Origin of the sequence: Ruegeria halocynthiae, from assembly GCF_900106805.1 — a bacterium.
GTDB lineage: Bacteria > Pseudomonadota > Alphaproteobacteria > Rhodobacterales > Rhodobacteraceae > Ruegeria > Ruegeria halocynthiae.
Genome location: NZ_FNNP01000003.1, coordinates 205,818 through 231,105 on the forward strand (window position 1 = coordinate 205,818; position 25,288 = coordinate 231,105).

Here is a 25,288-nt window from a genome sequence, read left to right on the forward strand (position 1 = left end):
CGCGTTGTTCAGATACCTGTGAACAGGTGCTATCCGCGCAGCGTGCCACCAGTCGCTTTGGTGACCTTGGCGATGATCTTTTCAGCCACAACCTCGATGTCTTTTTCTTTCAGCGTCTGATCCGAGGGCTGCAGACGAACCGTGATGGCCAGCGATTTCTTACCCTCACCTACGGTGCCGCCGATGAATTCGTCAAAAACGCGTACATCCTCGATCAGCGCCTTGTCAGCACCCGCCGCTGCATTCACCAGCGTCAGAGCCTCAACATCGGCATCGACGACGAAGGCAAAGTCCCGTTCAACCGCTTGCAGGTCACGCAATTCCAGTGCCGAACGGGTTGCCCCCGACTTACGTGGCAAAGGCACCTGATCAGGCCAGATAGTGAATGCCATCGCCGGGCCCTTGATATCAATCGCCTGCAACACGCGCGGGTGCAATTCGCCAAAGACACCCAGAACCTTTTTGGGACCCAGGCAAATTTTGCCGTGCCGACCGGGGTGCCACCAGGCATCGCCACCACGTAGAATCTGAACCTTGGCGGGCGCACCGATGGCAGCCAATACCGCCTCAGCGTCGACCTTCGCGTCGAACAGGTCTACCGGGCGGGATGCGCCATGCACATCCTTGGGACCACTGCGACCCACCAACAGGCCGGTGATCTGCGTCTGCTGATCCCCCGGCTCGCCATCGTTGAACACCGGACCGACCTCAAACAAAGCCAAATCAGCATAACCCCGCGCCTGATTGCGCGCCGCCGCCTGCAGTAGACCGGGCAGCAGATCGGGGCGCATATGGCTCATCTCGGATGAGATCGGGTTTTCCAGCTGTGTGGCTTCGTCACCGCCACCGAACAAAGCCGCTGACGCCTGATCAATGAAGGTATAGGAAACGCATTCATTGTATCCCAGCGCTGCACAGGTGCGACGCGCCATCGACTGGCGGCGCTGTGTCGGCGTCATGACTGGCTTGGGGATACCCGCCGTCGTGCGCGGCAGAGGGATACCCTGCAGCTTCGTCAGGGATGCGATCCGGGCGACTTCTTCCACCAGATCGGCCTCACCCATGATGTCCGGGCGCCAACTAGGGACATGCGCCATCTCACCATCCAGACGAAAGCCCAGACGGGTCAGGGTTTGCCGCTGTTCGCTTTCTGGGATATCCATCCCGACCAGAGACTGCACCCGAGCCGCATCCAGCTTGTATGCGCGCGAATGGTTCGGCGCTTTGCCCGCCTCAACCACATTCGAGGCTTCGCCACCACAGATATCCAGGATCATCTGCGTCGCGTGCTCCAATCCTTCCAGAGTGTATTCCGGATCAACACCGCGTTCGAACCGATACCGCGCGTCCGAATTGATTTTCAAAGCACGCCCGGTCAGAGCAATCTGCACATGATCCCAGAACGCGCTTTCGAGGAAGACGTTCACCGTCTCTTCGGTACAACCGGTCTCTTCGCCACCCATTATGCCAGCGATGGATTCTGGCCCTTTGTCGTCCGAAATCACCATCATGCCGGGCTGCAGGGTGTATTCCTTTTCGTCCAGTGCAACGAGCTTTTCGCCGCCCTTCGCACGATGGACCCGCAGGTTACCCTGCACCTTGTCCGCATCAAAGACGTGCAGCGGGCGGTTGTGATCGAAGGTCATATAGTTGGTGATATCCACCAAGGCCGAGATCGGACGCAGACCAATCGCCTTCAACTGATCCTGCAGCCATTGCGGGCTTGGGCCATTCTTGACGCCTTTGATCAGACGCCCAGTGAAGTGCGGCGCACCGTCCAGCGTGTCCTCGTCAATCGTCACCTTAATCGGGCTTTCGAAATCTCCCGGCACAGGTACATAATCACGAACCTTCAATGTGCCCAATCCGCGCGCCGCCAGATCGCGCGCAATCCCTGCGACGCCCAACGCATCCGGACGGTTCGGCGTGATCGCAATCTCGATCATCGGGTCAACCTTTGAGGGTTCATTCTCGGCCAGCCAGTCCACGAACCGGTCGCCCACTTCACCCGAGGGCAGCTCGATAATGCCGTCATGCTCGTCAGACAGTTCCAGCTCGCGTTCCGATGCCATCATGCCAAAGCTTTCGACGCCGCGGATCTTGCCGACGCTGATTGTCAGGTCCAGACCCGGGATATACATACCCGGCTTGCAGACCACCACGGTGATCCCTTCGCGGGCATTAGGAGCACCACAGATGATCTGCAGATCGCCCTCGTCGGTCTCAACCGTACAGACACGCAGCTTGTCGGCATCGGGATGCTTTTCCGCGTGTTTCACTTGGCCCAACGTAAAATCCGCCAACCGGTCCGCCGGATTGATGATCTCTTCGACCTCGAGCCCGAGATCGGTCAGGGTCTCAGCGATTTCCTCAACCGAAGCGTCGGTGTCGAGGTGGTCTTTCAGCCAGGAAAGAGTGAATTTCATTGCAGCGGGCCTTTTTCGGCAAACATCCAGTCGGCACAGGCAATGGCAAAGAATGGACCGAGGTGCAAGCTCTGCGCATCACGGATAGGTAGGTGTGCGGCCCAAAAGTTCATCCAACTGCCGCCCGATCCAGCCATGGGGGATGAAATGGCCGCCCGGATGCGTATCCAGCACAACCTGCCCCTGCGCACAATCGGTCCATTCCACACGGCTGAGCGTCAGGAATGGCTTCACACTCCAATCTCCGCGCGGGGTTGCACCGTTACAGTTGAACTTGGTTTTCCACAGTGCCACAGGATAAGTCGCATCCCCATCCGGGCCGATGGGAAAATCCATCACCGTATCGTCCAGCCCATGCACGTGCCGCACCTCGCGCGGGGCTTCCGGGCAATCCTCGGTCTGGCGGATTGATCCCGCAACAGCCAGCAGCGCCGCGATGTCATTGCCCGACTGGCAAACAAAGCGCCACGCCATCGCGCCGCCATAAGAATAGCCCGAGACATAGATACGCTCAGGATCAATGGGATAGCGTTTGGCCACGTCCTGTAGCACTCGATCAGCGAACGGCACGTCTGCGGTGTCAGCGGTCCAGAAGTTCCAGCTTTTGCCCAACCCGTTCGGGGCCACCAACAGCACATTGCGCAGTTTAGTCGCCCCGGCGATGCGTTCATGGTTCACCACCACATCGCCCTGCCGCGCCCAGCCGTGGAAATGCAGGAGCACAGGCAGAGGCGTTTCGCCATCCCAACCCTCCGGTTCCAGCACATGGTACGAGCGGTCACCGATTTCGCAGGCGGTATCGCCGTGGCAGTCAGATTTCCACGGCCCCATCGCAAGGGCCGGAGTCGCAATCATCAGAAGAAAAAGCAGTCGATAGATCATAGGCCGGAGCCTAGCGACCTGCGCCGCACTGTCACGTAACTTATTGGTGTAGGCCGGGCTTCAGCCCGGCACCCGGCGGATGGTGGGCTGAAGCCCACCCTACACCCGGCGCCCGTCTGATCAACTCAACAAGCCGCGTTGTCGCCAGACCGAGGGATGGCGATCAAAGGTCTGTGCTGGTCACTTTATGCCAGCCAAATCCGTGTGCCGTTCAAGCGTGGCGCTTACGGATACAAATCGCCAGCCCGTACGAGCGGTCTTGCGATAGCGCGGCGGCCTATCGGCCTTTGCTCCGCGCTTAGTTGGGTGAAATCTCACTTCTCAGTAATTGTTTTAGTTCGCCCAGGGTCTCCAACTGCCTCATACCGAGCGGATCATATTTTTCTGAGTATGTACCGTGAACCGTCCACCGCAACTCTTGCTCAAATGTTCTATCTCGCGGACCTGTTGATGGTGATTGAGCTTCAGAAATGAGCATATCAATAGCCGTTAACACTTCATTTCTGACTTGGAACAGAACGTCGATTTTCTTGCCAACTTCGTCGTTTCCCAAGACAGCTTCAGCTTTAACCTGAGCTTTTCGCAAATTTTCAAATAAATCATTCTTTTCAACGAAGCGATTATAGCGACGTTCCAATGCGAACGTCTTGTCATCCACCTTATCTATGGGAATCTGGTCGTAAGGAGATCGCAAGGCCCGAATTTCATCGGACACATAGATGGCTTTGGATAACAGGTTCTCCGCAGCTTCCGAACGCTTTTGATACGCGACTTGATCTTTCCAGGAATGGAGCTGCTTATATGCGATCCAGACTCCAAGCCCCACCACCACAGCCATTCCGAGCTGCGCAACAGCATTAACCCCTTCGAAAATTTCCGAAGAGGTTATAGTCACCGCGACAAACCACCATGCAGGTTCGGCATATCCAACGCCGCAAACCCATAGTGCCGCAGCCAGCGCAGATCGCTGTCAAAGAACGCCCGCAAATCCGGAATGCCGTATTTCAACATCGCCAGACGGTCGATGCCGATGCCAAAGGCAAAGCCCTGATAGACATCCGGGTCAATCCCACCGGCGGCGATCACCTTGGGGTGGACCATGCCCGAGCCCAGAATCTCCATCCAGTCGTCGCCCTCGCCGATCTTCAGCTGACCGTTATCCCAGGAACAGCGGATATCGACCTCGGCCGATGGCTCAGTGAACGGGAAGTGCGAGGCGCGGAATCGCAGTTCGACATCGTCGACTTCGAAGAACGCTTTCACAAACTCTTCCAGAACCCATTTCAGGTTCGCCATCGAGATGTCCTTGTCGATGGCCAGCCCTTCGACCTGATGGAACATCGGCGTGTGGGTCTGGTCATAATCGGCGCGGTAGACGCCGCCCGGACAAATGATACGGATCGGCGCGCCCTGTTTCTCCATCGAGCGGATCTGAACGGGCGAAGTATGGGTGCGCAGCACATGCGGCGGGCGCTCGTCGCCCTCGGCACGGTGCATATAGAACGTGTCCATCTCGGCCCGCGCCGGGTGGTGGCCGGGAATGTTCAGAGCGTCAAAGTTGTGCCAGTCGGTTTCGATCCGAGGCCCTTCAGCGACGGAGAATCCCAGTTCGGCAAAGATCGCGGTCAGTTCCTCGGTCGCCTGGCTGACCGGGTGGATCGAGCCTTGACGACGCGGGCGCGTTGGCAGGGTGACGTCCAGCCATTCAGTGCGCAAACGCTCATCCAGCGCGACATCGGCAAGGGCTGCTTTCTTGGCGGAAAGCGCCGAGTTGATTTCATCCTTCAGGGCATTCAGCGCGGGGCCCGCGACTTGACGTTCCTCGGGGGTCATCTTGCCCAACTCGCGCATCTTCAGCGCGACCTCGCCCTTTTTACCGACGGCAGAGACGCGGATCGCCTCAAGCGCATTTTCGTCGCCCGCTTCAGCGATCTGCCCCAGATATTTTGCCTTAAGATCGTCCATGACGCCCTCTGAATTTGGTCGCCAACCTGCTATCGGCCCCGCCCCGCGAATGCAAGCAGGACGGTCGGGATCAATAGCTGTATTCGGGATAAATCCGGGTCAAGTCGCCATTCCAGTCACCATTGTAGTGATCCAGCAACTCATCCGCCGGAATCTTGCCCGTATCGATACTGTCCTTGAGCGCATTCAGGAAATGCGTCTCATCCTGCACCAGACCACCAGCGCCGGGACGTGCGCGGGACGCTAGACCGGCCTCGGCAATCGAGACCACTTCACGCGCCAAATCATGCATATTGAGGTTGCCAACCTGCGCTTGCAGGCCATCCTTGGCAGCCTCGACCCGCAGCGCTTCGCGTGTCTCGGCATCCCAGCCCTTGACCAGATCCCAAGCGGCATCCAGTGCGGTTTGGTCATAAGTCAGACCGACCCAAAAGGCGGGCAGCGCGCACAGGCGGCGCCAAGGGCCACCATCGGCACCGCGCATTTCCATGAATTTCTTGATCCGCGCTTCGGGGAAGGCTGTGGTCAGGTGATCGGCCCAATCGGATAGGGTAGGTGTTTCACCGGGCAACGCAGGCAGCTTGCCTTGCAGGAAGTCGCGGAACGACATGCCCAGCGCGTTGATGTACTCACCGTTGCGGTAAACAAAATACATCGGCACATCGAGCGCGTATTGCACATATGCTTCGAACCCGAAGCCTTCATCGAACACGAAGGGCAGCATACCCGTGCGCGCATCATCCAGATGCCGCCAGATATAGCTGCGCCAGCTTTTCTGACCGTTGACCTTGCCCTCGAGGAACGGGGAATTCGCGAACAGCGCCGTGGCGACAGGTTGCAGAGCCAGAGCGACGCGCAGTTTCTGCACCATGTCGGCCTCGGACCCAAAGTCGATATTGACCTGAACCGTGCAGGTGCGCCGCATCATTGCGCGGCCCATGGTGCCGACCTTTTCCATATAGTCGTTCATCAGCCGATAGCGGCCTTTTGGCATCAACGGCATCTCGTCATGGGTCCAGATCGGAGCGGCGCCCAGACCGATGAAGCCGACACCGATCTCATCGGCGATATCCTTCACCTCGCGCAGGTGCACGTTCACCTCATCGCAGGTCTCATGGATCGTCTCCAGCGGAGCACCGGAAAGTTCCAGCGCGCCGCCGGGTTCGAGGCTGACATTGGCCCCGTCTTTCTCAAGCCCGATCAGATGCCCGGATTCGCGCACCTCGGCCCAGCCATGACGGTCGCGCAAGCCCTCCAACACGGCCACAATGGAACGCGTGCCTTCGAACGGCAGGGGTTTCAGCGTATCCTTGCAGTAGCCAAACTTTTCATGCTCGGTTCCGATGCGCCAATCTTCCTTGGGCTTACAGCCCGATTCCAGATATTCGGCCAATTGCTCATGGCGTTCGATCGGCCCGCCGCCGGACTGGGGGATGGACATGAACCGTGCTCCGATCCTGATGTGTCTGTCTAGATGGTCAGTCCTGAGCGCAAACCGCGCCAGTGTCAATGCAGCCGCAGATGCGTCGGGCGCGAAGGTGTTCGTTCCCAGATCACCACCGGATGACCCGTGCCGCTGTTAAGTTCCGAGAGCATTTGTTCGGTTTTCAATCCCGGAAGGCTGGAAAAAACATCAAACAGCGCCTCGGCGCCTTCTGCATTCACCGGAATGTGAAGAGTCGGCTGCCCCGGCTGGTCCAGAACCCAAAGCGCCGGGCGAGAAGTCGGGTCGAGCGCTAGGCGCTCAATCTCACGGGCGGCGATCATTCCGCCATCGAGGGGGCCAAGATATGTTATTTGCCCTTCGTCTATGGTGACAACACCCGGGCCACCTGCGCCGGTACGAAACCGCCCGCGCTGTATGCCGATGATCGCCAGCGCAGCTGACACCGCAACCAACACCCAACCCAACCAGCCCAGCAAACCGCCGGGGCCGCTGATCCAACTGAGCCCGAGGATCAGGACAAATCCTGCCACCATCACTTCGCGCCAGCGCCAAAGGGCCAGTTTTGCTTCGGGTCGAAAGAAACTCATGCTGCGTCCTCCGGATTTGTGAACAGGACCAGCGAATACCGACCTGCGGGCCTGAACCCAATCGATATATAGGCACGTGCCGCAGCATCGGAAGCCGCAAAGAGAACAGCGCGCGAGACACCAGAGGCGCGCGCCTCGGCCAAGTGCAGGGCAACGGCCAAACGCGCATAGCCCCGCCCGCGCAATTCTGGTGGCGTATAAACACCGCCAATCTGCACCACATCAGGCAGGCGCGCGTTGAATCCGGTCATGCTGACCGGTTCACCATCTATCAACAGAGCTCTGTGTGACCCACGCTCAAAATAGGCCGTTACGTCTTTTACCGCCTGATGCTGCGCACGGGCCGGATCGAAATCCATGGCTTCGATCAGATAACTTTCCCGCCACCCTTCGGTTACCGAGCGGTCGGCATCGGCAAGTGGCACCAGCTGTGCCCCGGGTAGATCCGGTACTTGAAGATGGTCCAACGACAGCGAGAACCCCGGCTCGTCGCTGTTCAGGGTGGCCGGCCGATCCTCCCAACCCGCAAGATGCATGATCCGGCGGGCCTGAGTGGCCTCGGCGGCAATGCCAAACAGTGCGCGCCCCTGGATGAGCGCAATCGCATCCCTGAGCTCTTCGTCGGAACATTGCGGGCATTGCGGCAACACCATGCCCTCGTTTGTGATGGAAAAGACAGCGCGCGGCCTGTCACCCAATACCCAGACATTCAACGCCCGCAGATCGTTGCCGCACAAGCCATAGTCGCGCAGATTGGCCAATGGAAACATCGAAGTCTGAATGTGCCAGAACAAAAACGCGTCGATCTGCGGCAGGTCTGACTGCGTAGCCGGTCGCCACGTCACAACCAGTCCCCCAGCGCCTGCTGCCACATTGTCATCGCGGCAACCGCAGCCGTATCGGCACGCAGTACACGCGGCCCGAGACTGACCACATGAGCATAGGGTAAGGCTTTCAGACGCTTGCGCTCCGGCTCGGAAAACCCGCCTTCCGGGCCAATCAGAATCGCCCAAGGCCGACCCTTCTCGTTCTCGGCCAACTTCAGTGCTGCACCAACCTCAGCCTCGTCACAGAACATTAACTGGCGATATTCGGGCCAAGCGGCAAGAACGCGATCCAGACGCTGCAGATCGGTGACTTCGGGCACAAAGGTGCCGCCGCATTGCTCCGCCGCTTCGACCGCATGGGCCTGCAGGCGATCCTGCCGGATACGTTCGGAATTCGTGAACTCGGTCTGGACAGGCATGATCCGCGCCGCGCCCATTTCGGCTGCTTTTTCAACGATGAAATCGGTACGGGCCTTTTTGATCGGAGCAAAAAGCAGCCACAGATCAGGCGGTAGCTGCAAGGGCTTCGATTGCACAACGCAGGACAGAGCACCGCCCCGCTTGCCTGCCTCAGCCACCTCGGCAATCCATTCGCCATCGCTGCCATTGAACAGAGCGATACGCCCCCCAACCGAGAGGCGCATGACACCAAACAGATAATGCGCCTGCTCACGCGTCAAAGGAACCGATTGCCCCGAACCCAAAGGGTGCTCTACATACAGTCTGATCTTCGCATTCATGAGACCTTACATATGCAAGGCAATGCCCCAACACCAGACGGTCAAGTCGCCGATGCCGTAAGCGGCAACTGGGTCGACACTTACGCGCCTGCCTTTGCCCGCCCCTACCTGCGGCTCAGCCGGGCTGATCGACCCATTGGCACATGGCTGCTGCTGATTCCCTGCTGGTGGGGCCTGGCACTGGCTATGCTCAGCGATGGCACGCCCCGGTGGGAGGATCTTTGGATCGCAATTGGCTGCGCCATCGGTGCGTTCCTGATGCGCGGCGCCGGATGTACCTGGAACGACATCACAGATCGTGAGTTTGACGGAAAAGTTGAGCGCACCCGGTCGCGCCCGATTCCATCCGGTCAGGTCAGCGTGCGTCAGGCCGTGTTCTGGATGGTGCTGCAATGCCTGTTGGCATTGGTGATTCTCCTGACATTCAATCGCGCCGCCATCGCAATGGGGGTCCTGTCGCTGTTGCCGGTTACGATCTATCCGTTTGCAAAACGTTTCACATGGTGGCCGCAGGCATTTCTTGGGTTGGCCTTCAACTGGGGTGCGTTGCTGGCCTGGACAGCCCATACCGGCACCGTGGGATGGCCTGCGATAACTCTCTACCTGTCAGGGATTGCCTGGACGCTGTTCTATGACACCATCTATGCCCATCAGGACGCCGAGGATGACGAACTGATCGGCATCAAATCCACTGCCCGGCTGTTTGGTACCGATACGGCCCGGTGGCTCAAGTATTTTCTGGTTGGCACGGTCAGTCTGATGGGTTTTGCGATTGTCGATGCTGCATTGCCCGAAGCTTCAGTTCTCGCTTTGGTCGTTGCCCTTGGCGGACCCTGGGCAATGGGCTGGCACATGACCTGGCAACTGCGCGGACTGGACACCGAGGACAACACCAAATTGCTGCAGCTTTTCCGCGCCAACCGGGACACCGGCCTGATTCCGCTGATCTTCCTTTGCGTCGCCCTGTTGCTCTGATTGCACCTCTGAGCCGGGCTCTGTATGAGTCCGGAACCAACCGCCCGAGGAGTCTCGATCCCGCCCATGCGCCTGCCCTACCCCATCGCCGTTGCGTTGATTTTTGCAGTCTCTGCCGTGTTGTCGCTGGTGGCCGCAGGGTTTTCCGTCAGCAAGATCGAAGATGCCTCAGAATTGGCAGTGCGGCGGGCACTGAATCTGAAAGGGCACGATTGGGCCGAGGTCGAATCCGACGGGCTGCGCGTTGTCCTGACCGGCATCGCACCCGATGAGGCCACTCGGTTCAACGCCCTTACCGCCGCGGGGACCGAAGTCGACACCTCGCGCGTGATCGACGAGATGGAGGTCGCCCCAACAGCCGACCTGACCCCGCCGCGCTTTTCAGCCGAGATTTTGCGCAATGACAGCGGCATTTCAATCATCGGGCTGGTGCCCGCTAGCCTGGATCGTGAAGACCTGAAGGACAGACTGCAACGGCTTGATCGGGACTCACCCGTATCGGACCTGATGGAAAGCGCCGACTACCCCAAACCCAAGGGCTGGGATCAGGCCATCGACTATGCGATCAAGGCACTGTTTGACCTGCCGCGCGCCAAGATTTCGGCCAGCCCGGGGTTGGTGCGCATCACGGCCATCGCGGACAGCCAGCAGGAAAAGGACCGGTTGGAGCAGCGCCTGAGCCGCGCCGCACCGCCGGGCCTGCGAATCGGTCTTTCAATCTCGGCGCCCCGCCCGGTGATCACTCCGTTTACCCTGCGCTATCTGATAAACGAGGATGGCGGCCAGTTCGACGCATGTTCGGCCCAGAGCGAAGAGGCCCGCGATCTCATCATTGCATCCGCGCGCGAGGCTGGTCTGACCGGACCCTATTCCTGCACGATCGGGCTGGGCGTCCCTTCGCCCCGCTGGCCCAACGCGGCTCAGCTGAGCATCCGCGCGCTGTCCGAACTTGGGCAGGGGTCGATCACCATGTCGGATGCCGACATAACTTTGGTCGCTGCTCAGGATGCAAACCCATTGCTGTTCGATCGCATCGTAGGAGAGTTAGAGAACTCTCTTCCCGATGTATTTGTCCTGCATGCCGTTCTGCCCGAAGCGGAACCGGATGACGCTGCAGGACCCGTCGAATTCAGCGCCACGCTCAGCCCCGAGGGTCTGGTGCAACTGCGTGGCCGGGTAAGTGACGAAACCCTGCGCGATATGACCGACAGTTTCGCCCGCGCTGCCTTTGGCTCAGCACAGGTCTACACCGCCACTCGGGTGGTTCAGGACCTACCTGCCGATTGGCCGGTGCGTGTTCTGGCCGGGCTGGATGCTTTGGCACATCTGCACAACGGTGCATTGACGGTCACTCCGGACGACGTTTCGCTGACGGGCATCAGTCATGACCCTGAAGCAAAGGCACGGATTGCCGGGCTGCTGTCGGACAAGCTGGGGGATGCGCAGGAATTCAGCCTGTCGATCACCTATGTAGACCCCCCTGCACCCCAGGATGCCTCCCCTGATCCGGAGGTCTGCGAAGAGCGGATCGCCGAAATTCAGAAAAGCGGCAAAATTGCATTCGAGCCTGGATCAGCAACCGTGGCCTCCGATTCGCGCGAGGCGCTGAACCAGATCGCCGACATCCTGCGTGAATGCGGCCCAATCCGGTTAGAGATTCAGGGCCATACCGACAGTCAGGGCCGCGAGGAGATGAACCAGCAGCTCAGCCAAGCGCGCGCGCAGTCGATTCTGAACGAGCTGCGCGGTCGGCGCGTGCCGACCTCGAGCTTTTCAGCCGTCGGCTACGGTGAAACACAACCCATCGCAAACAATGAAACCGAGGAAGGTCGCGAAGAAAACCGCAGGATCGACTTTCACCTGATCCGGCCTGAACCAACGGCCAATACCGAGACCGGGCTTGAGGCCTTGGAAGCAGAAACAGAAACACCGAACGCCGATGCCCCAGATGCGGGCACAGAGGACCAGTAAAGTGAACAGAATCGAATTCGTAATCGCCACCGCAATCATCCTGTTCGCAGCATTCTGCATGGGCTGGTTTGCCAACTGGCTGGCTCATCGTCTGTCCCGCGTCCGTCAAAGCGACGTGGCTGATCTGGATCGGATGAGTCAGGAGTTGCACGAGGCCGAGGAAACCCGTGATCAGGCGATCACCTATCTGCAACAGCGCGAAGCAGAGCTGACCAATCAGCTAACGCAGACCGAGGCTGAACTGAATGCGGCAATGGATGGATTACGCGCAGCGCGGCAGGAAGCCGAGGAATTGCGCGGTCGGATCAACAACGCCGACTGATTGACCTACCACCGAGTCAGCGCGTCCTCGTCCTCGTCCTTGGCCGCGACCCATTCCTCGCCGGATTTGGTGATTTCTTTCTTCCAGAACGGCGCGCGGGATTTGAGGTAGTCCATCAGATACTCCGCCGCCTCAAACGCGTCCTTGCGATGGGGTGCAGCGGTGGCAACCATCATGATCCGATCACCCGCAGCAAGGCGCCCGTGGCGGTGGATCACCAGAACGTCCCCCAACGCCCAGCGATCCATTGCTTCTTGCGCAATCTTGGTCAGCGCACGTTCGGTCATGCCGGGATAGTGTTCGATCTCCATGACGTCCAGATCGCCGGTTGTCAGGTCGCGCACGACACCGGTGAAGGTCACGATGGCGCCATTTGCACCATCACCTGCGGCAAACGCATTTGCCTCGGCACCCAGATCGAACGGAGCCTCCTGCACCAGGATACGCATTTTAGCCACCGGTCATGGGCGGAAAAAACGCAACCTCGCGCACCCCCACCAACGGAGCGTCAAAGTCCGAAAGCTCCTGATCCAGCGCGACGCGCAGGGCGGACAGATCGGCGAATGCCGCAGCATAGCGATCCTCACGCGCACTCAGTTCTGCGACCAGATCAGAGACGGTTGCTGCTTGCGTCTCAACCTTTTCTTTCGGCAGGCCGATGCGTTCGCGGACCCAGGCAAAATACAGCACATCCATCCGTTAGCTCTCCTTCAAATGAGGCATGGCTTTCCGCAGATAGTCATAGCCGGTGATCAATGTCAGTGTGGCTGCGATCCAGAGCAGCCACAGCCCGATACGGCCCGACCAGAACATGCCTTCAAGTTGCCAACGCATGTGGTTCAGATCTTCCACCTGACCCGTCAGTACCTGATCAATTGTCGTGGCATCCATGCCAAACGTAGCCATCACGAAGTAATGTTCAAATATCCCCTGCGAGAACAGGACCGCGATCGCGACCATCTGCGCCGTGGTTTTCCACTTGGCCAGCTTCGTCACTTTCAAAGTGCCGGCCACATCGCCCAGATATTCCCGCAGGCCCGACACAAAAACTTCGCGAAACAGGATCACGGTGGCAGGCAGCACCAGCCAGGGCGTCCAGTGCTCGGCCGAGTACCCGACCAGAATCATGAGCGCGATCACCACCATCGCCTTGTCCGCGATCGGGTCCAGCATGGCACCGATCTTGGTTTCTTGCGACCAAGCCCGTGCCAGATAGCCGTCGAACCAATCAGTTATGGCCGCAGACAGAAACAGGATCAGCGCAAACCAATCCGCGTAGGGTCGCGTGAAATACAGAAACATCACGGCAAGACCGGGTGCAGCCACAAGGCGCAGAACGGTCAGTATATTCGGCAGGTTCCAGTTCATGGCCCGGACCCTACATCGCCCGTCCGGGACAGAAAAGGCGGGGTCGCAAAAAACTGACCGGATACGGGCATTTGGTGCGCTTCGGGTCAAAGCGTCGCAATCGCAACCCCGCAACCAGATACGTCTTGGCGCCGGCAGGCTTTGCCTTCAGATTGTCGAGCGGCCCAGTCAGAAAGCGCCAGCACAGACATGACAACGAACATTCACACAGATTCCCGGTCGAACCTCGTCGGCAGCGGTTGGATGATCGCTGCCATGGCCTTGTTCGCGCTTGAGGATGCATTGCTGAAAGGCGCCTCTGCCGCTTTGCCCGTTTGGCAGGTATTGATTTTGTTCGGCACAGGCGGCGCGGTGATCTTTGCCTCTGTCGTAGCCTTGCGCGGCGGGCGCTTGTTTCACCCCGACGTCCTGTCCCGTCCGATGAAGGTCCGTGTGGTTTTCGAAGTATTCGGGCGAATGTTCTATCTGGTTGCGATCGCCCTGACCCCGCTGTCATCAGCGACTGTAATTCTGCAAGCCACGCCGCTGGTCGTGGTCGCCGGAGCGGCGCTGTTCTTTGGCGAAACTGTCGGTTGGCGACGCTGGAGCGCGATTCTGATCGGATTGATCGGTGTGGTCATCATCATTCGCCCTACGGGTCAGAGCTTTTCAGCGCTGTCTATTCTGGCCGTGCTGGGAATGTTGGGATTTGCGGGTCGCGATCTGGCCAGCCGTGCGGCACCGGCGACATTGGGCAGCGACGTGCTTGGGTTTTACGGCTTTCTGTCAATCATCGTTGCGGGATTATTGTACCGATCATGGGAAGGTGCGCCAATGGCGGCGCTGACCACCCAGAGCGTTATGCTGATCGCCGCTGCTGTCGTCCTTGGGACATTGGCTTATACCTCCCTGATGAAGGCCATGCGGACGGGTGAAGTTTCGTCAGTGACGCCGTTTCGCTATTCCAGACTGCTGTTCGGAATCGGGCTTGGCGTTTTCCTGTTCGGAGAGCAACTGGATCAGACCATGTGGATCGGCAGCGCATTGATCGTGGCCTCGGGGCTTTATATCCTCTGGCGGGGGCGGATGGCCTAGCTCTTGTCGTGAAAGAAGTCATAGACCTTCTGCGCCAACCCGGCTGAAATCCCCTCGACAGCTTTCAGGTCTGCGAGATTGGCGCGGCTCACGGCCTTGGCGCTGCCAAAATGAGCCAACAAGGCCCGTTTGCGCGCGGCCCCGACCCCCGGGATTTCATCTAGCGGAGTTGCGCCAACCGCTTTAGCGCGCTTGGCGCGATGGGTGCCGATGGCAAAACGGTGCGCTTCATCCCGCAGACGCTGGATGAAGTACAGCACCGGGTCGTTACGTTTTAACGCGAAGGGGCGCTGGCCGACGCGGTGGAACTCTTCCTTGCCGTGGTCGCGATCCACACCTTTGGCGACACCAACCATCGGGATATCCTCGACCCCGTGGGCCAGCATGATCTCATGCACTGCACTCACCTGCCCGGCCCCACCATCGATCAACAGCAGATCCGGCCACAGGCCTATAACACGATCAGGGTCTTCCTTTTGCAAGCGAGTAAAGCGGCGGCTCAGGACCTCTTTCATCATGCCGAAATCATCGCCGGGGGTCAGGTCGCCTCCCCGGATGTTGAACTTGCGATAAGCATTCTTCATGAACCCTTCGGGGCCCGCGACGATCATACCGCCCACCGCGTTGGTGCCCTGAATATGTGAATTGTCATAGACCTCGATCCGGGTTGGCGGATTCTCCAGATCGAAGGCCTCTGCCACGCCGCGCAGCAGCTTGGCCTGTGTGGCGCTTTCTGACATCCGCCGGGCCAGCGATTCACGTGCATTGCGCAAGGCGCCTGCAATCAGTTCCTGCTTTTCCCCACGCTGGGGCACCAGGATTTCCACCTTGCGCCCGGCCTTTTCCGACAGCGCCTGTTGCATCAGATCAGCATTTTCGATCGCATCAGACAGGATCAATTGTCGGGGTGGTTCCTTGTTGTCGTAGAATTGGCCCAGGAACGCCTCCATCACCTCGGCCGGGGACACATCAGGCCCCACCCGTGGAAAGAAGTCCTTGTTCCCCCAGTTCTGGTTGGCCCGGATGAAGAACACCTGCACGCAGGCCTGCCCACTATCCATATAAAGACCGATCACATCCGCCTCGGCCACGCTGCGGGGATTGATGCCCTGCGAGGTCTGCACCTGCGTCAGCGCCCGGATACGATCGCGCAGACCGGCGGCGCGCTCGAACTCCATCGCCTCAGACGCGGCCATCATCTGCGCTGCCAGATCTTCCTGCACCTTGGTGGATCGGCCTGACAGGAACCGTTCGGCATCCTTAACGCTTTCGCAGTAGTCCGCCTCGGAAATCAAACCGACACACGGCCCGGAGCAACGCTTGATTTGATAGAGCAGACAGGGCCGTGTTCGGCCGTCGAACATCGAATCCGAACAATTCCTCAGCAAGAATGCTTTCTGCAATTGGTTCAGCGTCCGATTCACCGCACCCGCGCTGGCGAATGGGCCGAAATAGGCGCCCTTTTCTTTCTTAGCGCCGCGATGCTTTTTGATCTGCGGAAAGGCATGATCCTTGGCAACCAGAATGTTTGGAAAGCTTTTGTCGTCACGCAGCAGAACATTGTACTTGGGCTTGAGCTGCTTGATCAGGTTCTGCTCAAGCAATAACGCCTCGGTTTCGGTCCGCGTGGTCAGGAACATCATCGAGGCAGTTGCGGCGATCATGCGTTCGATCCGCCCCGAATGGCCGGGGCGCGCATAGTTGGACACCCGCGCCTTGAGGTTACGTGCCTTGCCCACATACAGAACCCGGCTGTCCCCATCCAGCATCCGATATACGCCGGGCGAATTGTCCAGCGTTTTTACATAACGCTGGACACAGGCGTATCCGGTGGATTGTGTCGATGAGTTTGGTTCGGTGCTGGCGGTCATGGGACTGAGATATGATTCTCTGACCATGGCTGCAATCTTGTGCCCCTCAGATCAAGAGAAAACAAATCCACGATTTCTGTGGATAACTGTGCAGATAACTTTTGACGCATGGCGGTTTTCCCTTGAATCCTTGCCTATTCGTTGATCTGCACAAAAAATAGGCACTTTATTAAGCTATTGTTTTTTAACTAAACTTTTTCCTACTTGCGACAAGTCTATGAAAATTAAGACATTTTTGTAACGCTCCAATAACAGGAATGAGAGCGGTGTAAAACTTGCAGCCGTTATGTCTATTCTACGCCCAGAACATCCGGCGTTTGCCAGCCCAGGTGCTGCCCACCATCGACGCATAACAACTGGCCGGTGACAGCGTGTGCATCCAGAAAGTACCCCAGTGCAGCCGTGATATCGGATGGGTTTGCCCCACGCTCCAGAATTGTGTTCTGGCGCTGCGCGCTAAAGTGCTTATCGCTTTGCCGATGACCCTGCAGAGTCGGCCCCGGGCCAATCGCGTTCACGCGGATCGCGGGTGTCAGGGCCTGCGCTGCCGTCTGGGTCAGGGCCCACAAACCCATCTTTGCAATCGTGTATGACATGAATTCCGGGGTCAGCTTGCGCACCCGCATGTCTACCATGTTCACGATCAGACCAACGGCCTGCGGCTCTTTTTGATCATCCAGTTCCGGCTGCAATCCCTGTTCGGCCATAGCCTGCGTCAAGACAAATGGTGCACGCAGATTGCTGTCGAGGTGCCGGTCCCAGCTTTGGCGGGTCGCTGTGTGGATGTTATCGTATTCAAAGATTGAGGCGTTGTTGACCAGACAGGTGATCGGCCCACCCAGCGCGCTGGCGGCGCGGGGCAACAATGTGCTGACCTGGCTCTCATCCAACAGATCAGCCTGCAGCGCAATTGAGGCGCGGCCCAACGCCCGAACCTCGGTCACGGTTTCCTGCGCCGCCTGTTCTGAGCTGGCATAATGGATCGCCACATCCATCCCCCGTTGCGCCAGATAAAGCGCCATGGCGCGGCCAAGGCGTTTACCGGCGCCGGTCACCAGTGCTCGGCTCATAAGCTCTCTCCCTTGGTAGGTCAGGCTAACAGGATCGCAATATAGAACACATAGAGCAGTGTCAGAATCAGACCCCAGATACGCGTAATGTCCTGCTTGAAGAAGACAAACGGGGCCAACAACAGTGAAGAGCCCAGCATCACCCACAGATCGAATCGCAGAAATTCAGGATCGACCGGAATATTTCCAAACAGGGTTGCGATACCAACAATAGCCAACAGATTGAACATGTTCGATCCGATAACATTGCCCAGCGCGACATCCGCCTGCCGGCGCAATGCCGCCATGACTGTTGTGGCCAGTTCCGGCAATGACGTGCCAACCGCGATCAGGGTGAGGCCGATCACCGTATCACTCACACCGTAATGCTGGGCAATCATGGTTGCATTTTCCACCAGCAAATGTGCGCCCATTGGCAAGCCAACCAGACCGAGGATCAAATAGACCGCTACCTTCCAGTAGGGCATGTCGGGGTCTGCTTCCTCAAGACTTTCCAACTCGTCGTCTTCAGCACAGGCTTCACCGCAGGCTTTGCGATGGGCGTGCGCCTCACGAATGGCATTGGCGAGGACCAAGGCCAACGCTGTAAGCAGGATGGCCCCGCTGATCAGATTAAAGACTCCGCAAAAGGCCAGCCCGATAAACAGGACCGAAGCGATCAGCATGAAAAGGTAATTCTTGCGGCTGTTGCATTCGCTGGTGTGCAGCGTCGCCAGCAGTGCTGGCAAGCCCAGCACCAGCAGTATATTCGCCGTGTTCGATCCCACCACGTTGCCCAACGCAATACCCGGTGCGTTTTCCTTGATAGCGCTGATCGCAATCAGCAGCTCGGGCGCCGAGGTACCAAAGGCCACGATGGTCAGGCTGACGATCAGAGCAGGGACGCCCAGTCGCAGGCTGAGGTTCACCGCCCCGCGCACCAACGCATCCCCTGCCAACAGCAGGATCAGCAGCCCGAGAGCAGAGAACAGCCACGCCGTCATCCACGGCCTCCTTTATCGCAAGGACACGGGCCTTTGCCGATCCGAAAGCGCCCACAGCGGGGGCATTTGGCCGAGCTCAGCCGTTTCTGGCCCGGAAAGCGCAGCTTACCGAACATCGCCAGAACGCCCATGGCAACCAAAAACAGGGTGACGATCTTAATGATCACGTCACAGCCCGAAACGCGCATAGGCAGCGCGCTCCTCAAGCCCGGCGATGGCATCCTGCGCCATCGAGGCCCCAAAGCGCGACCAGATCGGCTTACGCAGGCCGTAGCGGCGGAATTTGACCTTATCGCCAAACTTTTCCTGCATTTTGGGCTTCAAATGCGCGATCCCGTCGATCAGGCCCAGCTCTTGCGCGCGACGCGCCAGCCAAACCTCGCCATTGAACAGATCAGCGCTGGTATCCAACTTGCCGATTCGGCGAGATTTCACGTGATCGATGAAGTTCCCGTGGATATCACCCAGCAACCCCTTGAGACGTGCCACGTCTTCTTTCTTTTCGGGGGTAAACGGGTCAAGCATTGATTTCGACTGACCCGCCGTGTGCACCCGTCTTTCAATGCCCTGACGCGCCAGAAAGACATGCGCACCGAACCCCGAAGAGATCACGCCTATTGATCCCAGAACCGAACTGTCATCAGCCCAAATTTCATCTGCCGACGCCGCCAGCCAGTATCCGCCCGAGGCGGCCACATCTTCAACGAAGGCATAGACAGGGATATCAAGTTCTTCGGCCAGACGCCGGATACGCGCGCCAATCAATGAGCTTTGGACAGGCGATCCACCCGGCGAATTGACCTCAAGCGCGACGGCGGCAGGTTTGCCTTTGCGAAAGGCCTTTTCCAGAACCGGTGCCAAGGCAGTGGCATTCATCGACCCGCGACCGGCCATTCCGATAGCACCGGACAGGCGAACGACGGCCACCAATGGCTGCTTTTTCATGAAGGGCAGGCTGAGTTTCATGGAAGCCGATGTAGAGCGCGCCGAGGCCGTAAACAAGAGACCCGAAGCGCCATAAACGCGACGTGAACCAATTTCACACACCTGATGGGCAAAAATGCAACGCCCTAGCTGCGGATACGCCAGCCGGTTTTGAATATCCAACCGATGATCGCAAGGCAGATTCCGGTGAAGGCCAGTATGGCCAGAAGGCTCCAGAAAATAGGCACATCGGCGATACCGTAGAATGACCAGCGAAAGCCTGAAATCAGGTAGACTACAGGGTTGAACAGCGTGATCGTCTGCCAGAGGGGCGGCAGCATCGAGATCGAATAGAACGTTCCACCCAGAAAGATCAGGGGCGTCACGACAAGTTGAGGGACTAGCGACATCTGCTCAAAATTCCCGGCCCAGATCCCCACGATAAATCCCAGCAGCGAAAAACTAAGGCAAGACAGGATCAGGAACGCCGCCATGGCAAAGGGGTGTTCTATGCGAATGTCGACGAAGAACGTCGCGGTGGCCAGAATGACAAGACCCACGAACAACGCTTTGGTTGCCGCCGCGCCCACATATCCGATCACAATCTCAATAAAATTGACCGGGGCCGACAACAGCTCGTAAATCGTACCCAAAAACTTGGGGAAATAGATTCCGAAAGATGCGTTCGAGATCGACAGCATCACCACCGACAGCATGATGAGGCCGGGCACGATGAAAGCACCGTACGAGACGCCCTCGATCTCCTGAATACGGCTACCAATCGCGGTGCCAAACACCACGAAATAAAGAGAGGTCGACAGCACCGGCGACAAAAAGCTCTGCGCAAGAGTGCGGAAGAACCGGGCCATTTCGAACCGGTAGATGGCGGCAATCGCGGACCAGTTCATGCGGGTTCTCCGGACACGAGGTTGACGAATATCTCTTCCAGGCTCGACTGACGGGTCTGAACGTCGCGCAATACCAGCCCGGCCTGCGCCACATCGTTGAGAAGGGTGGTGATCCCGGTACGTTCGGCATGGGTGTCGTAGGTATAGATCAACGCATCCCCGGCGCCATTAAGTGTCAGATTATGCTCTGACAGGCTTTGGGGAATGGTCGAAACAGGCTCGGTCAGCATGACCTCGATCTGTTTCTTACCCATCTGCGCCATCAGAGTGTCCTTGTCCTTTACCAGCAGAAGCTCACCCTTGTCGATCACGCCCACCCGGTCAGCGATCGCCTCGGCCTCTTCGATGTAGTGAGTCGTCAGGATGATGGTGACGCCGGCCTGTTTCAGTTCGGCGACGATTTCCCACATGTCCTTGCGCAACTCGACATCCACTCCGGCAGTGGGTTCATCCAGAAACAGCACGCGCGGCTCATGGGCCAGAGCCTTGGCAATCAGCACACGGCGTTTCATGCCGCCAGACAGTTCCTTGATTGCATTGCGGCGCTTATCCCAAAGGGACAGCTTGCGCAGTATCACCTCAATCCGGGCATTGTCACTGCCATGACCGAACAGCCCACGTGAGAAGCGGACGGTGTTCCAAACCTTCTCAAACGGCTCTAGAGCGATCTCTTGCGGCACTAGACCGATCATCTTGCGGGCCGCGCGAAACTCGGTCTGGATATCATATCCACCCACTGTCACCGAACCGGAAGTCGGAGTGGTGATGCCGCAAACGGTGGAAATCAGTGTTGTTTTACCAGCACCATTGGGGCCTAACAGCGCAAGAATCTCACCTTCTTCAATGTCCAGAGACACGCCTTTCAGCGCCTCAAAACCATCAGCGTAGGATTTCCGCAAATCGCGGATGGACAAAATGGTGGTCATGCGTTCCCTCGTTCTGGTCCCGCAACCTATCGCGGTGGACCATCAGGGAACAGTCCAATTCCGCACAGTGTCATGCGCATGTATGCAGGGCTTAGTCTCGTCCGGTCAGACGACCCAACCACCCCTTTTTGGCTTCTTCTCCGGCGTCTTCGTCTTCCCGTGGCGGGCCTTCGAAATGCTCTTGCAGATTGGCAAAGAACTGGTCGGCCATCTTCTTGGCAAATCCATCGATCAGGCGGCTGCCCAGCTGCGCCAATTTACCGCCCACCTTGGCATCAACCTCATAGGTCAGGACAGTGCCACCAGACTCACCGGGCTCGAACGTCACATTCGCACTGCCTTTGGCAAAGCCTGCCGCCCCACCCTTGCCCTCACCCGCGATGGTCAGACGTTTCGGTTCAATCATGTCCGACATGGTAACGGTGCCTTTGAAGGTCGCCTTAACGGGACCAACTTTTTGCACCACAATCGCATTATACCCCTCAGCCGGGTCGCCTGTGATTTCTTGTGCACCGCTGATGCATGCTTTCAGCACTTCGGGGTCCAGCAAGGCAGAATAAACGTCGGCAGGTGGTGCCTGAATTTCGCGGGTATCGCTTAACTGCATCCGAGAACCTCTTTCATACCTACGGCAGACCAAAATAGACCTAGCCCTGAAATGCCTATGCAAGCAACCCAATTGCACGGGCCGGGGTAACTCTACGCTTGCATTCACACCGTCATGCAGAAACCCTGCACCACAGGAGGGACCCATGCTGAACGGAATTCGTATCGTCGAAGTCGAGGGGCTCGGCCCGGGCCCTTTCGCTGCCATGTTGCTGGCGGATATGGGTGCTGACGTCATTACCATACATCGCAAGGGGTCTGCGATTACCCCCGGAATGCCCGAGCGTTCCCTTCTGGACCGAGGTAAGCGATCCATTGCTCTGGATCTCAAGGACTCACGGGATCTAAGCATAGCGAAACGCCTGATCGCGACTGCAGATGCGCTGATCGAAGGATTTCGCCCTGGCGTGATGGAAAAGCTTGGGTTGGGACCGGAGGACTGCCATCAGATCAACCCGAAATTGGTCTACGGTCGGATGACGGGCTGGGGGCAACGAAGCCCTTTGTCCAACACTGCGGGCCATGATCTCAACTATATCGCACTTTCGGGGGCTTTGTCATACGCGTCCCCACCCGGCGAACCACCGATTACACCCGCAACGCTTGTCGGGGATATCGGCGGTGGCGCGATGTATCTGGTCGCGGGCCTGCTCGCCGGGCTTCTGAATGCCCGGAGTACCGACAAAGGCACGGTGGTAGACGCCGCCATCTACGATGGCTCGGCCCATATGATGAACCTGCTGATGAGCCTGCGCCAAACCGGCAACCTGTCCGATACAAGAGGCTCAAGCCTGCTGGATGGCCCGCATTGGAGCCGAACCTATGCCTGCGCCGATGGTGGCTTCATATCAGTCCAATGTCTGGAGCCAAAATTCTATGCTCGCTTTCTCGAAATTCTTGGGCTCAGCGATGATGCGGAATTCGCTCAGCAATATGAACAATCCGCGTGGCCCCACCTGACAGAGCGGATGAAGGAAATATTTGCGCAGAAACCGCGCGACGAATGGGCCGCGCTATTCCAGAATACAGATGCTTGTGTTGCGCCGGTCCTAAGCCCGCAAGAGGCGCAGGGTCATCCCATGAACGCGGCACGCCAAACGTGGATCGACCACGACGAGATACCCCAAGCAGCGGCGGCCCCAAGGTTCTCAACCTACAACTGGCACCCTCAACCCAGCCCTAAACGCGGAGAACACACACAGGAAATTCTAAACGACCTCCCGCCTGCTTCATCTGGCTGAAAATACCTCGGGGGTGAATTGGTCGCAGGCCAAGAGGGGGCTGGCCCCCTCACGCGTTTACTGCCTGCGCACCGTATCGATCATAAGCTGAACATTCTCTGGATCTGCATCTGGCGTAATCCCGTGCCCTAGGTTGAAAATATGCGGTCCGTTCGAGAAGGCCTCGACAATCCGACATGTATCATCCACCAGCGCCTGGCCACCGGTGACCATATGCGATGAGGCCAAATTGCCCTGTACACACCCATCAGCTTGCACGTTTTCAGCAGCCCATTCAGGCGATACGGAGTTATCCAGCGCGACACAATCCACACCCGTGGCTTTCGCGAAACCGACGTAACCCTGATCTGCTTCCCTAGGGAAACCGATGACTGGGATACCTGGATGGCGGGCCTTTACGGCGTCGGTGATCACGCGGCAGGGTTCAACGGCGTATTTCTGGAACGCGTCCCCCTTCAATGACCCCGCCCAACTATCAAAGATTTTGACAACCTCGGCGCCGGCTTCGATCTGAGCGGACAGGTATTCGATCGTGGCCGCTGTGATCTGATCCAGCAGCGCCTCGAACAGCGCTGTGTTTTCTTCGCGCAGCGCATGCGCTGGCCCCTGATCCGGAGTTCCCCGACCTGCGATCATGTAGGTCGCCACGGTCCAGGGTGCGCCCGCGAATCCAATCAGAGTTGTCTCGGACGGAAGCTCGCGCGAAAGAAGACGCACGGTCTCATAAACCGGTGAGAGAGTTTCATGGATATCCTCAACCGGTCTCAACGCATCAAAATCCGACTGCCGGGCAATTGTCGACAAGCGTGGCCCCTCGCCAGTGACAAACCACAAATCCGCACCCAGCGCTTGGGGAACCAACAAGATGTCAGCAAACAGGATCGCGGCATCGAACCCATAGCGGCGGATGGGTTGCAGAGTAACTTCGGCGGCAAGCTCCGGATTATAGCACAAGGACAGGAAATCCCCAGCCTGCGCACGCGTGGCCCGGTATTCGGGCAGATAGCGCCCGGCCTGACGCATCATCCAGATTGGCGGGATGTCCTGCACTTCACCCGCCAGCGCCCGCAGCAATTTCTTTGTCTCGGCCATTCTTGCCCCCAATCTTCCGGTCTGGTGCAACGGGTCGGGCCTCAGTGGCAATTTGTCAAGCTCTGCCCCCATTGTCAGGGCAATGTGACGCGACTAAAGCTGTGCACATGAGTCTCACATTGCCCACCCCCGCATCGCCTCTGAAAATCGGCACCCGTGGTTCACCACTGGCGCTGGCGCAGGCCTATGAAACCCGTCAGAGGCTAGGCGCCGCCTTCGATCTACCCGAGGATGCGTTCGAGATCGTGGTGATCAAGACCACCGGCGACAACCGCGCCATGATCGACGCGGACCGGCCGCTGAAAGAGATTGGTAACAAGGGCCTGTTCACCAAGGAAATCGAAGACGCCATGCTGAAGGGTGAAATCGACATCGCCGTGCATTCGACCAAGGACATGCCGGTGGAACAGCCCGACGGGCTGGTGTTGAACACTTTCCTGCCACGCGAAGACGTGCGTGATGCCTTTATCTCTCCGACGCTGAGTTCAATTCACGATTTGCCACAGGGCGCGGTCGTCGGGACTTCATCCTTGCGCCGCCGGGCGCAATTGCTGAACCGGCGACCTGACCTGAAAGTGGTCGAATTTCGCGGCAACGTTCAGACCCGCCTGAAGAAACTGGCCGACGGGGTTGCCGATTGTACCTTTCTGGCCATGGCCGGGTTGCGCCGGTTGGATATGAAAGACGTTCCCGCAACCGCCATTTCTCCTGACGACATGCTGCCTGCTATTGCCCAGGGCACCATTGGCATCGAGCGCCGCGGCGATGACAGTCGCGCGGCCGAGATGCTCGCGGCGATTCACCATTTGGAAACCAGCCAGCGTCTCGCGGCCGAGCGCAGCCTACTGGCCGGGCTGGACGGTTCGTGTGAAACACCGATTGCAGGATTGGCGCAAGTCCGGGACGGCCAACTGCATCTGCGCGGAGAGGTTCTGCGACCGGACGGGTCCGAAGCGATCAGCGAAGAAGTCACCGGATCGGTCGGAGACGGGGCCGAATTGGGTCAGGCCATGGCAGAATCTCTGCTGACAAAAGCCGGACCCGGTTTCTTCGACTGGCGCTAGGTAATTAAATTCAGGTTAA

General features: G+C 58.4%; 25 protein-coding genes. 6 read left to right on the plus strand and 19 right to left on the minus strand.

The window, feature by feature from the left end; genetic code table 11:
* Positions 1–29 precede the first annotated feature (29 nt).
* From pheT to BLU89_RS11735, 8 genes are all read right to left on the minus strand, one after another.
* Entirely contained in the window at positions 30–2,426 is a 2,397-nt protein-coding gene (gene pheT / locus BLU89_RS11700) for a phenylalanine--tRNA ligase subunit beta (protein ID WP_074737019.1), read from the minus strand.
* Between the two features lie 78 nt (positions 2,427–2,504).
* On the minus strand, positions 2,505–3,308 hold the full coding sequence (locus tag BLU89_RS11705; protein ID WP_143030565.1) for a CE1 family esterase: 804 nt from the start codon (positions 3,306–3,308) through the stop codon (positions 2,505–2,507).
* Positions 3,309–3,606: 298 nt separating this feature from the next.
* Positions 3,607–4,146, minus strand: coding sequence for a hypothetical protein (locus tag BLU89_RS11710; protein WP_143030566.1), 540 nt, complete (start codon positions 4,144–4,146; stop codon positions 3,607–3,609).
* 53 nt (positions 4,147–4,199) lie between these two features.
* Positions 4,200–5,273, minus strand: coding sequence for a phenylalanine--tRNA ligase subunit alpha (gene pheS / locus BLU89_RS11715; RefSeq protein WP_074737021.1), 1,074 nt, complete (start codon positions 5,271–5,273; stop codon positions 4,200–4,202).
* A gap of 70 nt (positions 5,274–5,343) precedes the next feature.
* Entirely contained in the window at positions 5,344–6,714 is a 1,371-nt protein-coding gene (locus BLU89_RS11720; RefSeq protein ID WP_074737022.1) for a glutamate--cysteine ligase, read from the minus strand.
* 65 nt (positions 6,715–6,779) lie between these two features.
* On the minus strand, positions 6,780–7,307 hold the full coding sequence (locus tag BLU89_RS11725; protein WP_074737023.1) for a hypothetical protein: 528 nt from the start codon (positions 7,305–7,307) through the stop codon (positions 6,780–6,782).
* Complete coding sequence (locus BLU89_RS11730; protein ID WP_074737024.1) at positions 7,304–8,152, minus strand: GNAT family N-acetyltransferase; 849 nt, start codon at positions 8,150–8,152, stop codon at positions 7,304–7,306. Before BLU89_RS11730 ends, BLU89_RS11725 begins: the two co-directional genes overlap by 4 nt.
* Positions 8,149–8,874, minus strand: a complete 726-nt coding sequence (locus BLU89_RS11735; RefSeq protein WP_074737025.1) for a 16S rRNA (uracil(1498)-N(3))-methyltransferase — start codon at positions 8,872–8,874, stop codon at positions 8,149–8,151. The genes BLU89_RS11730 and BLU89_RS11735 overlap by 4 nt, the downstream gene beginning before the upstream one ends.
* A gap of 12 nt (positions 8,875–8,886) precedes the next feature.
* Here BLU89_RS11735 and ubiA point away from each other — a divergent pair, with 12 nt between their 5' ends.
* The 3 genes from ubiA (at position 8,887) to BLU89_RS11750 (ending at position 12,142) form a co-directional block, all read left to right on the plus strand.
* Complete coding sequence (ubiA, locus tag BLU89_RS11740) at positions 8,887–9,849, plus strand: 4-hydroxybenzoate octaprenyltransferase (RefSeq protein WP_074737026.1); 963 nt, start codon at positions 8,887–8,889, stop codon at positions 9,847–9,849.
* A gap of 66 nt (positions 9,850–9,915) precedes the next feature.
* Positions 9,916–11,820: an OmpA family protein gene (locus tag BLU89_RS11745; RefSeq protein WP_074737027.1), complete on the plus strand. Its 1,905-nt coding sequence runs from the start codon at positions 9,916–9,918 to the stop codon at positions 11,818–11,820.
* A gap of 1 nt (position 11,821) precedes the next feature.
* The gene (locus BLU89_RS11750; protein ID WP_074737028.1) at positions 11,822–12,142 is read left to right on the plus strand and encodes a hypothetical protein; all 321 of its coding nucleotides are present in this window, start codon (positions 11,822–11,824) and stop codon (positions 12,140–12,142) included.
* A gap of 5 nt (positions 12,143–12,147) precedes the next feature.
* On the opposite strand, the gene BLU89_RS11755 is transcribed toward BLU89_RS11750, so the two are convergent.
* From BLU89_RS11755 to pgsA, 3 genes are read right to left on the minus strand one after another with little or no spacing between them, the layout of a single operon-like run.
* A complete protein-coding gene (locus BLU89_RS11755; RefSeq protein ID WP_074737029.1) occupies positions 12,148–12,591 on the minus strand; it encodes a molybdenum cofactor biosynthesis protein MoaE in 444 nt (147 codons plus the stop codon).
* 1 nt (position 12,592) lies between these two features.
* Complete coding sequence (gene moaD / locus BLU89_RS11760) at positions 12,593–12,838, minus strand: molybdopterin converting factor subunit 1 (RefSeq protein WP_074737030.1); 246 nt, start codon at positions 12,836–12,838, stop codon at positions 12,593–12,595.
* A gap of 3 nt (positions 12,839–12,841) precedes the next feature.
* Positions 12,842–13,510 carry a CDP-diacylglycerol--glycerol-3-phosphate 3-phosphatidyltransferase gene (gene pgsA, locus BLU89_RS11765; RefSeq protein WP_074737031.1) on the minus strand — a complete coding sequence of 223 codons (669 nt, stop codon included), beginning with the start codon at positions 13,508–13,510 and terminating at the stop codon, positions 12,842–12,844.
* 189 nt (positions 13,511–13,699) lie between these two features.
* Between pgsA and BLU89_RS11775 the strand changes: the two genes are divergently transcribed.
* Positions 13,700–14,584, plus strand: coding sequence for a DMT family transporter (locus tag BLU89_RS11775; protein ID WP_074737033.1), 885 nt, complete (start codon positions 13,700–13,702; stop codon positions 14,582–14,584).
* Here BLU89_RS11775 and uvrC read toward each other — a convergent pair.
* The 7 genes from uvrC to BLU89_RS11815 form a co-directional block, all read right to left on the minus strand.
* On the minus strand, positions 14,581–16,455 hold the full coding sequence (gene uvrC, locus BLU89_RS11780; protein ID WP_074737034.1) for an excinuclease ABC subunit UvrC: 1,875 nt from the start codon (positions 16,453–16,455) through the stop codon (positions 14,581–14,583). The two genes, BLU89_RS11775 and uvrC, sit on opposite strands and share 4 nt — an antisense overlap.
* A 290-nt stretch (positions 16,456–16,745) precedes the next feature.
* The gene (locus tag BLU89_RS11785) at positions 16,746–17,525 is read right to left on the minus strand and encodes an SDR family oxidoreductase (RefSeq protein ID WP_074737035.1); all 780 of its coding nucleotides are present in this window, start codon (positions 17,523–17,525) and stop codon (positions 16,746–16,748) included.
* A gap of 20 nt (positions 17,526–17,545) precedes the next feature.
* Complete coding sequence (locus BLU89_RS11790) at positions 17,546–18,508, minus strand: calcium/sodium antiporter (protein WP_074737036.1); 963 nt, start codon at positions 18,506–18,508, stop codon at positions 17,546–17,548.
* Between the two features lie 168 nt (positions 18,509–18,676).
* Positions 18,677–19,474 carry a S49 family peptidase gene (locus BLU89_RS11800; RefSeq protein WP_074737038.1) on the minus strand — a complete coding sequence of 266 codons (798 nt, stop codon included), beginning with the start codon at positions 19,472–19,474 and terminating at the stop codon, positions 18,677–18,679.
* Between the two features lie 104 nt (positions 19,475–19,578).
* Positions 19,579–20,340, minus strand: a complete 762-nt coding sequence (locus BLU89_RS11805) for an ABC transporter permease (protein ID WP_074737039.1) — start codon at positions 20,338–20,340, stop codon at positions 19,579–19,581.
* Entirely contained in the window at positions 20,337–21,266 is a 930-nt protein-coding gene (locus tag BLU89_RS11810) for an ABC transporter ATP-binding protein (RefSeq protein WP_074737040.1), read from the minus strand. The genes BLU89_RS11805 and BLU89_RS11810 overlap by 4 nt, the downstream gene beginning before the upstream one ends.
* A gap of 91 nt (positions 21,267–21,357) precedes the next feature.
* On the minus strand, positions 21,358–21,873 hold the full coding sequence (locus BLU89_RS11815) for an SRPBCC family protein (protein ID WP_074737041.1): 516 nt from the start codon (positions 21,871–21,873) through the stop codon (positions 21,358–21,360).
* A 145-nt stretch (positions 21,874–22,018) separates the two neighbouring features.
* Here BLU89_RS11815 and BLU89_RS11820 point away from each other — a divergent pair, with 145 nt between their 5' ends.
* A complete protein-coding gene (locus BLU89_RS11820; protein WP_074737042.1) occupies positions 22,019–23,113 on the plus strand; it encodes a CaiB/BaiF CoA transferase family protein in 1,095 nt (364 codons plus the stop codon).
* A 57-nt stretch (positions 23,114–23,170) separates the two neighbouring features.
* Here BLU89_RS11820 and hemE read toward each other — a convergent pair whose 3' ends face one another.
* Positions 23,171–24,205, minus strand: a complete 1,035-nt coding sequence (hemE, locus tag BLU89_RS11825) for a uroporphyrinogen decarboxylase (protein ID WP_074737043.1) — start codon at positions 24,203–24,205, stop codon at positions 23,171–23,173.
* 107 nt (positions 24,206–24,312) lie between these two features.
* Between hemE and hemC the strand changes: the two genes are divergently transcribed.
* Positions 24,313–25,269, plus strand: a complete 957-nt coding sequence (gene hemC, locus BLU89_RS11830) for a hydroxymethylbilane synthase (RefSeq protein ID WP_074737044.1) — start codon at positions 24,313–24,315, stop codon at positions 25,267–25,269.
* Positions 25,270–25,288: the final 19 nt, after the last annotated feature.

Coding starts and splice junctions, on each gene's coding strand:
- BLU89_RS11735 (WP_074737025.1), bottom strand. CDS start 8,874: ATGAATGCGAAGATCAGACTGTATGTAGAGCACCCTTTGGGTTCGGGG.
- BLU89_RS11815 (WP_074737041.1), bottom strand. CDS start 21,873: ATGCAGTTAAGCGATACCCGCGAAATTCAGGCACCACCTGCCGACGTT.
- BLU89_RS11755 (WP_074737029.1), bottom strand. CDS start 12,591: ATGCGTATCCTGGTGCAGGAGGCTCCGTTCGATCTGGGTGCCGAGGCA.
- BLU89_RS11775 (WP_074737033.1), top strand. CDS start 13,700: ATGACAACGAACATTCACACAGATTCCCGGTCGAACCTCGTCGGCAGC.
- pgsA (WP_074737031.1), bottom strand. CDS start 13,510: ATGAACTGGAACCTGCCGAATATACTGACCGTTCTGCGCCTTGTGGCT.
- BLU89_RS11745 (WP_074737027.1), top strand. CDS start 9,916: ATGCGCCTGCCCTACCCCATCGCCGTTGCGTTGATTTTTGCAGTCTCT.
- pheS (WP_074737021.1), bottom strand. CDS start 5,273: ATGGACGATCTTAAGGCAAAATATCTGGGGCAGATCGCTGAAGCGGGC.
- BLU89_RS11820 (WP_074737042.1), top strand. CDS start 22,019: ATGCTGAACGGAATTCGTATCGTCGAAGTCGAGGGGCTCGGCCCGGGC.
- pheT (WP_074737019.1), bottom strand. CDS start 2,426: ATGAAATTCACTCTTTCCTGGCTGAAAGACCACCTCGACACCGACGCT.
- hemE (WP_074737043.1), bottom strand. CDS start 24,205: ATGGCCGAGACAAAGAAATTGCTGCGGGCGCTGGCGGGTGAAGTGCAG.
- hemC (WP_074737044.1), top strand. CDS start 24,313: ATGAGTCTCACATTGCCCACCCCCGCATCGCCTCTGAAAATCGGCACC.
- BLU89_RS11790 (WP_074737036.1), bottom strand. CDS start 18,508: ATGACGGCGTGGCTGTTCTCTGCTCTCGGGCTGCTGATCCTGCTGTTG.
- ubiA (WP_074737026.1), top strand. CDS start 8,887: ATGCAAGGCAATGCCCCAACACCAGACGGTCAAGTCGCCGATGCCGTA.
- BLU89_RS11785 (WP_074737035.1), bottom strand. CDS start 17,525: ATGAGCCGAGCACTGGTGACCGGCGCCGGTAAACGCCTTGGCCGCGCC.
- uvrC (WP_074737034.1), bottom strand. CDS start 16,455: ATGACCGCCAGCACCGAACCAAACTCATCGACACAATCCACCGGATAC.
- BLU89_RS11710 (WP_143030566.1), bottom strand. CDS start 4,146: ATGGCTGTGGTGGTGGGGCTTGGAGTCTGGATCGCATATAAGCAGCTC.
- BLU89_RS11720 (WP_074737022.1), bottom strand. CDS start 6,714: ATGTCCATCCCCCAGTCCGGCGGCGGGCCGATCGAACGCCATGAGCAA.
- BLU89_RS11800 (WP_074737038.1), bottom strand. CDS start 19,474: ATGAAACTCAGCCTGCCCTTCATGAAAAAGCAGCCATTGGTGGCCGTC.
- BLU89_RS11810 (WP_074737040.1), bottom strand. CDS start 21,266: ATGACCACCATTTTGTCCATCCGCGATTTGCGGAAATCCTACGCTGAT.
- moaD (WP_074737030.1), bottom strand. CDS start 12,838: ATGGATGTGCTGTATTTTGCCTGGGTCCGCGAACGCATCGGCCTGCCG.
- BLU89_RS11725 (WP_074737023.1), bottom strand. CDS start 7,307: ATGAGTTTCTTTCGACCCGAAGCAAAACTGGCCCTTTGGCGCTGGCGC.
- BLU89_RS11805 (WP_074737039.1), bottom strand. CDS start 20,340: ATGAACTGGTCCGCGATTGCCGCCATCTACCGGTTCGAAATGGCCCGG.
- BLU89_RS11705 (WP_143030565.1), bottom strand. CDS start 3,308: ATGATCTATCGACTGCTTTTTCTTCTGATGATTGCGACTCCGGCCCTT.